At 32.7% G+C, this 12,532-nt stretch carries 14 protein-coding genes; 9 read left to right on the top strand and 5 right to left on the bottom strand.

The window, feature by feature from the left end; genetic code table 11:
- Positions 1–13: 13 nt before the first annotated feature.
- The 5 genes from CHB81_RS04975 to ftsY all read left to right on the top strand — a co-directional run bounded on the left by CHB81_RS04975 (position 14) and on the right by ftsY (position 3,137).
- Entirely contained in the window at positions 14–1,267 is a 1,254-nt protein-coding gene (locus CHB81_RS04975) for a CinA family nicotinamide mononucleotide deamidase-related protein (protein ID WP_089350787.1), read from the top strand.
- A 71-nt stretch (positions 1,268–1,338) separates the two neighbouring features.
- Positions 1,339–1,575 carry a 50S ribosomal protein L28 gene (rpmB, locus tag CHB81_RS04970; RefSeq protein ID WP_008468080.1) on the top strand — a complete coding sequence of 79 codons (237 nt, stop codon included), beginning with the start codon at positions 1,339–1,341 and terminating at the stop codon, positions 1,573–1,575.
- A 27-nt stretch (positions 1,576–1,602) separates the two neighbouring features.
- Positions 1,603–1,785 (top strand): 50S ribosomal protein L33, encoded by a 183-nt coding sequence (rpmG, locus tag CHB81_RS04965; RefSeq protein ID WP_008253902.1) that lies wholly within the window; start codon positions 1,603–1,605, stop codon positions 1,783–1,785.
- Between the two features lie 77 nt (positions 1,786–1,862).
- On the top strand, positions 1,863–2,015 hold the full coding sequence (locus CHB81_RS04960) for a DUF4295 domain-containing protein (RefSeq protein ID WP_007805819.1): 153 nt from the start codon (positions 1,863–1,865) through the stop codon (positions 2,013–2,015).
- Positions 2,016–2,183: 168 nt separating this feature from the next.
- Complete coding sequence (ftsY, locus tag CHB81_RS04955) at positions 2,184–3,137, top strand: signal recognition particle-docking protein FtsY (RefSeq protein ID WP_089350786.1); 954 nt, start codon at positions 2,184–2,186, stop codon at positions 3,135–3,137.
- 235 nt (positions 3,138–3,372) lie between these two features.
- On the opposite strand, the gene CHB81_RS04950 is transcribed toward ftsY, so the two are convergent.
- Complete coding sequence (locus CHB81_RS04950) at positions 3,373–3,888, bottom strand: hypothetical protein (RefSeq protein ID WP_089350785.1); 516 nt, start codon at positions 3,886–3,888, stop codon at positions 3,373–3,375.
- Between the two features lie 364 nt (positions 3,889–4,252).
- A complete protein-coding gene (locus CHB81_RS04945; protein ID WP_089350784.1) occupies positions 4,253–5,317 on the bottom strand; it encodes a serine hydrolase in 1,065 nt (354 codons plus the stop codon).
- A gap of 263 nt (positions 5,318–5,580) precedes the next feature.
- Between CHB81_RS04945 and CHB81_RS04940 the strand changes: the two genes are divergently transcribed.
- From CHB81_RS04940 to CHB81_RS04930, 3 genes are all read left to right on the top strand, one after another.
- On the top strand, positions 5,581–6,021 hold the full coding sequence (locus tag CHB81_RS04940; protein WP_089350783.1) for a lipocalin family protein: 441 nt from the start codon (positions 5,581–5,583) through the stop codon (positions 6,019–6,021).
- On the top strand, positions 6,002–6,298 hold the full coding sequence (locus CHB81_RS04935) for a DUF721 domain-containing protein (protein ID WP_089350782.1): 297 nt from the start codon (positions 6,002–6,004) through the stop codon (positions 6,296–6,298). The genes CHB81_RS04940 and CHB81_RS04935 overlap by 20 nt, the downstream gene beginning before the upstream one ends.
- Positions 6,299–6,469: 171 nt before the next feature.
- Positions 6,470–7,189: a hypothetical protein gene (locus CHB81_RS04930; protein ID WP_089350781.1), complete on the top strand. Its 720-nt coding sequence runs from the start codon at positions 6,470–6,472 to the stop codon at positions 7,187–7,189.
- A 68-nt stretch (positions 7,190–7,257) separates the two neighbouring features.
- On the opposite strand, the gene CHB81_RS04925 is transcribed toward CHB81_RS04930, so the two are convergent.
- The 3 genes from CHB81_RS04925 to bshC form a co-directional block, all read right to left on the bottom strand.
- Positions 7,258–7,677 (bottom strand): nucleoside-diphosphate kinase, encoded by a 420-nt coding sequence (locus CHB81_RS04925; protein WP_089350780.1) that lies wholly within the window; start codon positions 7,675–7,677, stop codon positions 7,258–7,260.
- A gap of 240 nt (positions 7,678–7,917) precedes the next feature.
- On the bottom strand, positions 7,918–9,189 hold the full coding sequence (locus CHB81_RS04920) for an acyltransferase family protein (protein ID WP_089350779.1): 1,272 nt from the start codon (positions 9,187–9,189) through the stop codon (positions 7,918–7,920).
- A 204-nt stretch (positions 9,190–9,393) separates the two neighbouring features.
- The gene (gene bshC / locus CHB81_RS04915; RefSeq protein ID WP_089350778.1) at positions 9,394–10,983 is read right to left on the bottom strand and encodes a bacillithiol biosynthesis cysteine-adding enzyme BshC; all 1,590 of its coding nucleotides are present in this window, start codon (positions 10,981–10,983) and stop codon (positions 9,394–9,396) included.
- Positions 10,984–11,254: 271 nt separating this feature from the next.
- Here bshC and CHB81_RS04910 point away from each other — a divergent pair, with 271 nt between their 5' ends.
- Complete coding sequence (locus CHB81_RS04910) at positions 11,255–12,532, top strand: MFS transporter (RefSeq protein ID WP_089350777.1); 1,278 nt, start codon at positions 11,255–11,257, stop codon at positions 12,530–12,532.

Genomic DNA, 12,532 nt, shown 5'->3' with positions numbered 1-12,532 from the left:
ATATTCCACAGCTATGAAAGCAACTATCATTACTATTGGAGATGAAATTTTAATAGGTCAAATTGTAGATACAAACTCAGGTTTTATCGCAAAATCATTAGATCGAATCGGGGTTGAAGTTCATGAAATGATTTCGATCAGCGATGATAAAAAACACATTTTAGGTACATTTGCCCAGTTACAAAACAAAGTCGATGTTGTCATTGTAACAGGTGGTTTAGGACCGACAAAAGACGATGTTACCAAGAAAACTTTCTGTGATTATTTTGATGACGAGTTAGTCGTAAATCCGGAAGTTTTGGCTCACGTGACAGAATTAATTGAAGGTTTTTATAAGCGACCAATTTCTCAGTTAAATAAAGATCAGGCGTTAGTGCCGTCAAAATGTACCGTTTTGCACAACAAAATGGGAACAGCGCCGGGAATGTGGATGAAGAAAGAAAATACAGTATTTATTTCGCTTCCGGGAGTTCCGTATGAAATGAAATATTTAGTTGAAGAAGAAATAATTCCTAAAATAGTTAGAGAGTACAAACGCCCTTATATCATTCATAAAACTATTTTAACCTACGGTCAGGGCGAGAGTTTAGTTGCAGAGCGTATCGAGGATTGGGAAAATAATTTGCCTGAATTTATTAAGCTTGCTTATTTACCAAATCCAGGTAGAGTACGTTTGCGTTTGTCTGCCAGAGGAACCAATAAAGAAGAATTGGAAGCTGCTATTGAATCGAATGTAAAATCATTAGATGCTATAATTCATGATATTATAGTAGGGTATGAAGAAAATGAAACAATAGAATCCGTAGTTGGAAAAATTTTGACGAAACAAAAGAAAACAATTTCGACTGCTGAAAGTTTTACAGGCGGAAAAGTTGCTTCACTTTTGTCATCTATTCCGGGAGCGTCAAATTATTTTAGAGGCAGTATTGTTTCTTATGCAACAGAGGCGAAGGTCAATGTTCTTGGTGTCTCGCAGGATTTAGTAGATCAATTTACAGTAGTTAGTGCAGAGGTTGCTTCGGCTATGGCTTTGAACGTGAAAGAGATACTAAAAACAGACTATGCAATTGCAACAACTGGGAACGCCGGACCGACAAAAGGAGATTCAAATGCTGAAATTGGAGCTGTTTTTATCGCTTTGGCTACTCCTAACGGAATAATTGTTGAAGAATTTAACTTTGGCCAACCACGTGAAAAAGTGATAGATAGAGCCACAATTAAGAGTTTAGAAATATTACAGAAAGAAATTTTAAAAAATGTGTACTAATTTTTTGTTTCAATCGTTTATTTTTCTTTTCTTTGCACCCTGATTTTGAATAACGATAAAAGATAAGTATAATGTCAAGAGTTTGTGACCTTACAGGTAAAAGAGCGATGGTAGGAAATAACGTTTCTCACGCTATGAACAAAACTAAGAGAAAATTTTCTGTTAACTTAGTTAAAAAGCGTTTTTATCTTCCAGAAGAAGATAGATGGATTACTCTTAGAGTAGCAGCATCTACGATAAAAACAATTAATAAAAATGGAATCACTGCGGTTTTGAAAAAAGCTCAGTCAGAAGGATTTATCAAATAATCTTTTCCTAAATAAATATATAGCAAGATGGCAAAGAAAGGTAATAGAATCCAAGTAATTTTAGAATGTACTGAGCACAAGACTTCTGGTGTTCCAGGAACTTCTAGATACATTACAACTAAGAACAAAAAAAATACTCCAGACAGATTAGAGATTAAAAAATTTAATCCAATCTTGAAAAGAGTAACTGTTCACAAAGAAATTAAGTAATAATTAGAGATTTTTGTAAATCTCAAATGGTTTAGCCATTTCGAGTTTTATAAGAAACTTCAAATAACATTTGAATCATGGCAAAGAAAACCGTAGCATCGTTACAAACATCTTCTAAGAGATTATCAAAAGCCATCAAAATGGTAAAATCTCCTAAAACTGGTGCATATACATTCGTAGAATCTATTATGGCTCCTGAAGAAGTTGATACTTTCTTGAAAAAGAAATAATTACAATCACATTATATAGAAAAGCTACTTTCATTCGGAAGTAGCTTTTTTATTTTTTATATTTGTCTAAAATTTAAAGAAACATATGTAATTTTTGTTTTCTTTAAATATTAAGGATTATTTGGATCGTAAAATCGAATAATCTAAAAAACTAACAATCTATAAAAAATGAGTTTTTTTAAAAAATTATTCTCTACTGATAAAAAAGAGACCTTGGATAAAGGACTTGAAAAATCAAAAACTACTTTTTTCTCAAAGTTAAGTAAAGCCGTTGCCGGAAAATCTAAAGTCGATGACGATGTTCTGGATGATCTGGAAGAAATTCTGGTTGCGTCAGATGTTGGTGTTGATACAACTTTGAAAATAATCTCAAGAATCGAAAAACGCGTTGCTGAAGATAAATATTTAGGAACAGAAGAATTGAATCAAATTCTACGTGAAGAAATTGGAGCTTTATTGTCTGAGACTAATACTGGCGAAGCTACAGAATTTGAAATTCCGAAAGATAAAAAGCCATACGTTTTAATGGTGGTTGGTGTTAATGGAGTTGGTAAAACAACGACGATTGGTAAGCTGGCTTATCAATTTAAGAAAGCGGGTTATAATGTGGTTTTAGGAGCTGCAGATACTTTTCGTGCTGCTGCTATTGATCAATTGCAGGTTTGGGCAGATCGTGTAGGTGTGCCAATTGTAAGACAAAATATGGGTAGTGATCCTGCTTCTGTTGCGTTTGATACGCTGCAATCTGCGGTTGCTCAAAATGCTGATGTTGTTATCATTGATACTGCGGGACGTTTGCATAATAAGATCAATTTGATGAACGAACTTACGAAAGTAAAACGTGTGATGCAAAAAGTCGTTGCTGATGCTCCACATGATGTGCTTTTGGTTTTGGATGGTTCTACTGGACAAAATGCTTTTGAACAAGCGAAACAATTTACTGCTGCAACCGAAGTGACTTCTCTTGCTGTAACTAAATTAGACGGAACTGCAAAAGGTGGTGTTGTAATTGGTATTTCTGATCAATTTCAGATTCCTGTAAAGTATATTGGAATTGGCGAGGGAATTGAAGATTTGCAGGTTTTTAATAAGTATGAATTTGTAGATAGTTTTTTTAAATAATCTTTTTTAGATAATTTCGATGAGTTTTTCTTCTTTAAAAAATATAACGCCTGTTAGTTTTTATTTCGCAAGCGTTATATGTTTTGTTATGGCAAATGTATTAAAAGATAAAAGTTTGCCTTTTTATTATATTATGTTGATTCTGGGATTGGTTTTCTTTTTTATGGGAATGCTAAAAAGATTACGTAGAAAATAATATCTCTTTATTTTAAAATGGAATTTTTAGTTGTGGAAATTATTTTTTTAATTTCCATTTTGTTCCGTCTGAAAAAACAACATAATATGCTCTTGCTGATATAATTGTATTAGCATCAGTTGAAAAATCCTCCCATACTTGAGATTTTCTTTCTTTAGGTCTTAGTAAAGTACTGCTAAAACCATCACTTTTTCCTTTCATAAAAAAGTTTCTTCCACTTGCAGGTTTGTCAAAAGCATTTTCGCAATACCACTCAAATCGAATGGCTTTAATGTTTTTTAAGGTTACATTTTTGTAAACTAATTCAATGTCTTTGTGATCTGAATATTGAGATTTAAATAGCCTTGCTGAGATAATTTTGACTGGGGATCCTTTTATATTGTGAGTTTTTATAAAACTATTTTTTGTTGAATCAGCTGCTATATTTATAGTGTCTTTTTTTTCGACTTGTTGATAGTCTATTTGGGGAGTCATAGCTATCTGATTAGTATTGCTTTTTTTGGTGCATGATATTAATACTAATATAATAGCAAGAACAGATAGTGCTTTTTTCATGATTGATAGTAGGTTGCTTTTTTAATTGAACGTTTTCTTATGTCTCACTAGAAAGGTGTGTGTTTTCTAAGAGGCCTGAAAAAGAATAATATTACAACACGTAAATTATTTTTAATTTACGGAATAGATACAATTGCTTTTAGAATAAATTTGGGTGTAAAAGTCTCTATTTTTTTTGCTTTTTTGAGCCATAAGAAGTTATAAAAATATTGGGATAGGGTTTTCGTTTGTATAACTTATGGCAAGTAATAAAATGTTGTTTGCTTTTAGAAGGATCTATTAAATAAAAACGCAATAAAGAATAGTGTATTTCTTTATTGCGTTCATTACATGCAGTAGTAAAAAAAAAGACTTTAATTAAATATTATTGATACAAAGCGTTAATTTTTGTCCAAAGTGTTTTATCAAAGTCGGATAAGGCCAGATTAACATCGTCTGCAGCATCTCCCATTCTAATAATGACCATATTTTTGCTGGGAACAACATATATTTTCTGGTCATTTTTACCGAGTGCCATGTACATATCATTTGGTGCTGTTGGAATTACGCTGCCAGCGAAGGTAAGTTGTGATTGTGGTAAATGATAGGATGTTTTTCCGTTTAACCACCATAAATAGCCATATCCTAAATTAATGTTTTGAGAAGTAGTTGTTGCTTCATTGAAGTAAGTTTCGTTTAGGATTTGGTTGTTATTCCACTTACCTTTGTTTAGCATTAAAAGTCCAAAGCGTGCCATACTTCTTGAGGTACTGGTATAAACGCTATTGACGCCAAGTTGTACCCAAGTGCCGTCCATTCCAATTTTGTCTCTTAATTTGGTATTGAAATAGTTTTGCCAGGTTTGTCCGCTTGCTTTTGCGATTACATCTTGCAATTTTACGTAAACATTGTGGTATGCCCAGCGTTTTCCCGCTTCGGCTTTATAGATTAGGCTTGCAGGATCAACATCGTCTGTGCTGTCATCAAGTCCTGATGTCATTGTGAGTAAGTTTTTGCAAGTAATAAGGTTTTCTTGTGCAAGAGTTTCACTTGTCCATCCTGTACCAATGTATTGTGAAACTTTATTATTGATGTTTATTAGGTTTTCCTGTTGTGCAATTCCGGTCATGGTTGATGTCAGGGTTTTTCCTGCGCTTGCCCAATACCAGTTTGTGGTTGCGGAATGATTGTTGAAATATTTCTCGATTACAATTCGGCCATTGATTAAAATGATGAAAGATTTAGAATTTTTAAGTTCTAAATAATCTAAAAGCGGCTGAACTGCTGTTTGATTCCATTTGAGATCTGTTATGGATTTTGTTTCCCAAGTATTTCCTGTTAACGGAGGAAAATACATAGTGTCAGTTGGAGTAGGTGCTTGTTCGGTTGGGTCTGAACTGCATCCTGCAAATGCTAAGATTGTCAGGATTATACAAAAAGTTTTAGTCATGTTTTTTGGTTTTGGTTTGGAGTTGGACTAAAAATAGGCAAAATAGTTTAATGGGTTTCGTGAATTTTTATTTCTTTTCATCTTTATAAGTTTAACTTTGTAGTTCGCAAAATCTCTTTTAGAATCTGGTGCCTTAGCCCTGATGGAAGCGGCATCCTTTTATGGTGGGGTTCACCATAAAAGATATAGCGGACAGCAGGAAATAGCTCCTGATTCTTTGGTTTAGCTAAGAGGGAAGCAATTGAATTTTAATATAATAAACTATGAAAAACACTTTTATGATTTTGGTTTTGTCGCTCTTTTTTGTAGGGTGCAAACAGGAAATTAAACCAACGGATATCGCTAAATTAAATGGTTATTGGGAAATTGAAAAGGTGGTTTTTGATAAGGGTGAACAGAAGGATTACGGGATGAATGAAAGTTTTGATTATTTTGATATTAAAAACAATAAAGGAATTCGAAAGAAAGTGATGCCGCAGTTTGACGGAACTTTTTTGACAAGTGATTCTTTTGAAAATGTTTCGGTTCGATTTAAGGATGATCAGGTGTTTCTGGATTATAAAACGGATTACGCAAAATGGAGTGAAGAATTGATTTCGATTTCGGATAAGGAGTTGGTGTTGAAAAATCAGCAGAAAAAAGAATATCATTATAAAAAAGCAGAACCAATAAATTTATTAAACGATGGCAAAAAGACTAAATAATCAGAGTACGATTGGGGCTGTTTTGCAACAGATTATCCAGGTAAATAAATTAGGTCCGGGAATGGATCAGATTGACGTAAAGGAAGCGTGGAGACAATTGATGGGGAATGGTGTGAATACGTATACTAAAAACGTTGTTTTAAAGGGAAGTACATTGTATGTTGAACTTGGATCGGCAGTTTTGAGAGAAGAATTAAGTCATGGAAAGTCTAAAATCGTAAAAATGATTAATGAGGAATTGGGGCGCGAGGTCGTTAAGGATGTGATTTTGCGATAATCTTTTTGCTTTTAAAGGCGCTCAATTATTAGATTATAATGTTGAAAAAATAAAGTTAACACTTCTGTTTTAGAAGTGTTTTTTTTATAATACATTTGAGCAGTAAGTATTTTTTTAATAAATAAATACTTGTTTAAATAAAAATTAACCAATAAAAACAATTCTAAAAGAATGAAAAAAGTATTACTTATTTTAACCGTTTTATTTGCTTTAAACGGCTATTCACAAAAGAAAAAAGTTGCAGTTGTTGCTTTTTACACAGATAAAACAATCGATCTTTCTGATTTAGGCTTAAGTGCTGTGGCTGCAATAGCAGATTTAGGAAGTAACCCTGACTTTAATTTGTCTCCTATTTTAGAGAAATATCATAATGCTTTTTTTAATGAATATTCAAAACAATTTCCGTTTGATTTAGTTCCAGAAAGTGAAGTGACTCAAAAGCAGGAATATATTGACTTTTCTCCTAAATTTGCCAGAGAAGGTAATGCAGGGAAAACTATAATTAATTACCCTGGATATAAGTATATTTATGAGGGAACGAATGGTGAAGCTAATGAAGTAGGAACTGCTACTATTTTTAAAGAAGTTGCTGATGGTGTTTTATTTACGGAAATTCATTTTGCTTTGCAAAAAGGATTTGCTGTTGCAGGTACCGGAACAGTTAAAATGAGAGCTAATGCAAGAATTGCTTTATATGATAAAACAGGTAAAAAAGTATTTGCTTTTAGCGAAGGAGCTAACTCAAAAAAAACGGGTGCTATTGTAGGTGGAATTCCTGTTTTAACTCCAGAAAAAGTATTGCCTATGTGCGAAAGTGCTTTAGATGAGCTTTTGAAAGATTTAGATGAAAAAGTTGCTAAAATTGTTAAAAAGACAGCTGGTAATCTTTAATGATTACATATAAAAAAGAAAACCCCACTTCATTGAAGTGGGGTTTTTTATTTGACTCTAAATTTAAATTAGAATTGCTCTCTTCCTGCAAAATGAAATGCACTTTCGATAGCTGCATTTTCATCACTATCAGAACCGTGAACTGCATTTTCTCCAATAGAAGTTGCATATGCTTTACGAATAGTTCCTTCAGCAGCTTCAGCTGGATTTGTAGCTCCAATTAAAGTTCTGAAATCTTCTACTGCGTTGTCTTTTTCTAAAATTGCAGCAACAATTGGTCCACGAGACATGAATTCAACTAATTCTCCGTAGAAAGGTCTTTCTGCGTGAACTGCATAAAATGCTTTTGCATCAGCTACAGTTAGTTGAGTTAATTTTAATGAAACGATTTTGAAACCTCCATTAGTAATCATTGCTAAGATATTACCGATGTGTCCGTTTTGAACTGCATCTGGCTTAATCATTGTAAAAGTTCTATTTGTTGCCATTTTATTGCTTATTTTTAATTTTGTGCAAAAGTATACTTTTTTTATGAATTGATTTTAATAAATTCATAATTTAAACAGTGTGAAATGATATTTTGGCAAAGAAAATTGTAAAATACTTTCACCATATAAGTGATTTAAGTTTATTTTAGTAAATGGTTAATGTATAAAAAGAGAAAGACGCACTGTTGTGCGTCTCTGCTTATAAGAACTTATATCATTTATATGATGAAAAAAGATGTTTTAGACTTTGAAAATTAGCTTATTTTTATAGAAACCCCATAAAATAAACGACCAGATTCCAACATAAACTAGTGCTCCTGCTAATGATGCCATCTTTGGATCGCTGAAGAATGGTGCAATTCCGAAATGATATAAATAGTTTAAAAGATTAATTTGAGTTTCAGGATTTTCAGGATTTTTCAGCTGAACCATTACTAAGGCTTGTGGAATAATCTGAGAAAAGAAAAATACAATCATTGGATTTACTCCCCAAATTAAAAACAATTTAAATCCCTTTTTATAATCAGCAATATCAATTATATAATACAAGATTGCTAAACAAGTTGCAGCTAATCCTGTGGTGTATAAAACATAACTGCTTGTCCAAAGTGATTTGTTTATTGGGAAAACAATACTCCAGATTAAACCTGCAATGATAAGTGCAACGCCAGCAATGGCAATTTTTGATGCTTTTTGAGTTTTGGGTATTTCTCTTTGCAATATTAAACCAATTAATAAACCAATGATTCCGTTTACAATTGAAGGAAGTGTGCTTAAAATTCCTTCCGGATCCCAGGTAATGGTTTCACGATACATGTGTCCTTTTAGTAAAACGCTGTCTAACCAAGAGGCTAAATTTGTTCCTTTTTCTAAATTTGCCTCGCCAATTCCGGGAACAGGAATTAAAGTCATTATTGCCCAATAAGTCAATAAAAGAATTACTCCGGTAATGATTTGTGTTTTTTTGCTAGTTTTTAAATACAAAAGTGAAACTACAAAGTATACAATTCCAATTCGTTGTAAAACACCTGGCAAACGAACACTTTGATAGGCTTCGATACCACTATAAGCTAAAAACAGATAAATAAACAAAACCGAAAAAGCCAGAATGTTTTTAACTTTTGAACTGAAATTGCCCATTAACGCATAACCAACAACTATGGTAATGATTAAACGGCTAATAAGTAGTGGGATTCCGTCAAGTCCAAAAAGCTGAATTTTGGCAAAAAAATTAAAGAAAATTCCAAGACAAAACATTCGTAAAGATCGAACGAGGATTTTGTTAAAGGTGGTGTCATCCCAACTCTTAGTTGGCATTGCTAATGGAACTGCAACTCCCATAATAAAAATAAAAAAGGGAAAAACTAAATCGGTTGGCGTACAGCCATGCCATTCAGAATGTAATAAGGGTGCGTAAACATGTCCCCAATCTCCGGGATTGTTTACGATGGTCATTAATAAAATCGTTAATCCTCTAAAGACATCCAAGGATATCAAGCGCTCTCTGGTCATAAATTTTGGTAAATAGGTTAATTTTTGTTTTTAAAAGTTACTATTTGGTTTAGAGAGGCAATAACTTCAGAAGGAGGTGGTTATTTATTTCTGAGGATTATTACTTTATTTTTATCCGCTTATCGGATTGTTTTTTGCCACGAATTTCACGGATTATCACTAATTTTTATTCGCGAGAATTTGTGAAATTCGTGGCAATGTTTTTTATATTGTAATGATGTTAAAATTATTCTCTAAAGGTTTTAGTTTTTGAATTAAAAGCGGAATCAATTGTTCTCCTTTTTCTAAATAAAATTCAGAAAAATTAGCTTGACGTTCCTGTAAACTCTGATTCGGAAATAATTCGCATTGTAAATCTACTACACGTTGCAATTCGTTATCCAATTTTCGTTTTTGTGCTTTTAATAAACGTTTTTCAAGGTTTTCTAAACCTTTCTTTTGTTTTACTTCTTGTGCTTTTACAGCTCCGGTAAATGATTTATCGGTTTGTTGCGCCAGTTCATAAAGATATTCAAATTGTTTTTCCAACGTTTCTTTTTGAGGTGTTAAGTTAATAGGAAAGGCTGATAATTTGTGTGTGATCGCATTTATTAAATCGGCTGGTTTTGTAAATAAATCGGCCCAGCTTAAACCTAGTTTGTCTGCTTTTTGGGCTTGTTTTTCGGTGTTTAAAAGTACAGAATTACGAACCAAAAGTATTGGAAACGTAATTTTTACAGCGTCAAAGAATGATTTTAATTCTAACCAATAGGCAATTTCTCCGCCTCCACCAATGTAGCATAAATTTGGGAGGATGATTTCCTGATATAACGGACGCATAATTACATTAGGACTAAATTTCTCAGGATTAGTTCCTGACAATTTTAGAATTTCTTCTTTCGAAAATGAAATTTTAGTATTGTTTACGAAGTATTTATCTTTCTCAAAAATGATTCTTTCTCTTAAATAATCTTCAATATAAAATAAATTGATTTCGCGAGGATTTACCTGAACGGTATAATCTTTAAAATTCGCAATGGTTTCCTGTACTGCTTTAAAGGAAGTTTGTTCCTCTAATTCTTCTTTGATGTATGGAATAAAAGCACGTTTCAAATTAGCATCATCGGCATCCAGAATCACCAAACCATAATTGGCGAATAGGTTATTGGCTAAAAAACGAGTTGCATCAGCAAGGTTTTCGTATTTTAGATACGCTTCTTCAAACATTTTCTTCAAAGCATTGGCATTTGTACTTGAGCCTAAATCTTTGGAGTATATTTCGAAAAATTCTTCTAAACCTTCTGTAGAAAGTCTTCCGACCGGACCGCTGCTTTCTTTATTCCAACGGAATTTTTTCCCTTTAAAATTGAAATAATTAATCTCTTCAAAATCGTGATCTTCTGTCGCCATCCAATATATGGGAACAAAATTATTTGTTGGATATTTAAGTTTTAATTCTTTGGTGAGATTAATTGTGGAAATGATTTTATATAAAAAGTACAACGGACCACTAAATAAGTTCAATTGATGTCCGGTTGTAATCGTAAACGTATTAGGAAGCGCCAGAAGCTCAATATTTTGTTTTGTCGAATCTGATATTTCAATGTTTTGATATTGCTTTTTTAAGGTTTCAACCAAAGGAATTCGGTTGGCATTATCAAAGTTTGCCTGTTTTTCTGTGATCTGTTTTTCGAAGTTCTCCGAAGTTGGAAAATGATTGTACAGCGGCTTTAATTCTGGTTTTTGATCTAAATAATCTTGTATTAACTTAGAGAAATATCCTGAAGTTTGATAGCTGATACAGTCGGTTGGCATAATTTTAAATTTATTTTTGATAGCTGTAAATTTAATGAAAATATGTACTTAAAAATGGTTTTAACGATTGCTTATGATTTGATTTTTGTTTTTAAGTTTAAAATTCTTGTAATCAGGTTTTTAATTTTTTTTGGTTTATAGATAATTTAGAGAATTGATAGTTTAGTAAATTTGTTAAAAAGAGAAGTTGTTCTGAAACTAATTCTCTTAAAGATGAATTATTAATAATGAAATTATATTTTTGCAAGGAAAAAAAGTATATCTATTCTACATGAAAAATAATCCGAATAAGGAGAACTCCTTGCGACATGTTCTTTTTGGTTCTTTAATTGGTACCACAATTGAATTTTTTGATTTCTATATTTATGCCAATGCCGCTGTATTGGTTTTTCCACAACTATTTTTTCCGGGTGCTAATAGTACAGTTTCTACGCTGGAATCATTGGCTACGTTTTCGATAGCGTTTTTGGCAAGACCTTTGGGATCTGCTGTTTTTGGACATTATGGAGATAAAATTGGACGTAAAGTCACTTTGGTTGTAGCGTTATTAACAATGGGATTATCAACAATTGCAATTGGTTTCCTGCCAGGTTATGCAAGTATCGGAATTGTTGCGCCAATTTTATTGATGTTGTGCCGCTTCGGTCAGGGAGTCGGTTTAGGAGGTGAGTGGGGCGGAGCTGTTTTATTGGCAATTGAAAATGCGCCTCCACATAAACGTGCTTGGTACGGAATGTTTCCGCAATTAGGAGCGCCAATAGGATTATTGCTTTCAGGAGGAACTTTTTTAATTTTAACCGATAGTATGAGCAGTGAGGCTTTTATGGATTATGGTTGGAGAATTCCGTTTATAGCAAGTTCACTTTTAGTAATAGTTGGATTTTATATTCGTTTAAAAATTAGCGAAACACCAGCGTTTGAAAATTCGAAAGAAGAACAAAAAGAGGTTAAAATTCCATTTTTTACCTTGCTAAAATCATATAAAAATCAATTGATTTTTGGGACTTTGTCTGCTGTTACAACCTTTTTGGTTTTTTATTTAATGACAGTTTTTACACTTAGTTGGGCTACATCTGATTTGGGTTTTACCAAAAGAGATGCTTTATTGATCCAATTACTTTCAGTATTGTTTTTTGCCTTTTTTATTCCTGTTTCAGCTTTAGTTGCCGATAAAATTGGACGTAGAAAAATATTAATTATTACGACAGCAGCTATTGCTGTTTTTGGATTTTTCTTTTCGTACTTTCTAAATTCGGGAAATTCTGTTTTAGTAACAGCTTTTGTATGCATCGGAATGTCTTTGATGGGATTTACTTATGGACCATTAGGAACTTTTTTATCTGAGTTGTTTCCTACTACAGTTCGTTATTCTGGTGCTTCTTTGACTTTTAATTTGGCAGGGATTCTGGGTGCAGCATTTGCGCCAATGATTGCAATTTGGCTGGCAAGTACATATGGTTTGAATTATGTAGGTTTTTACCTGACAGCTGCTGCTTTAATTTCTTTAATTTCATTTTTAGTGATTTCTAAGAAAGTACATCAGTTTTAA

This window comes from Flavobacterium sp. ov086 (assembly GCF_900187965.1).
GTDB lineage: Bacteria > Bacteroidota > Bacteroidia > Flavobacteriales > Flavobacteriaceae > Flavobacterium.
Note: the sequence above shows the minus strand (reverse complement) of the source record. Positions and strands in the feature narration are given on the sequence as shown.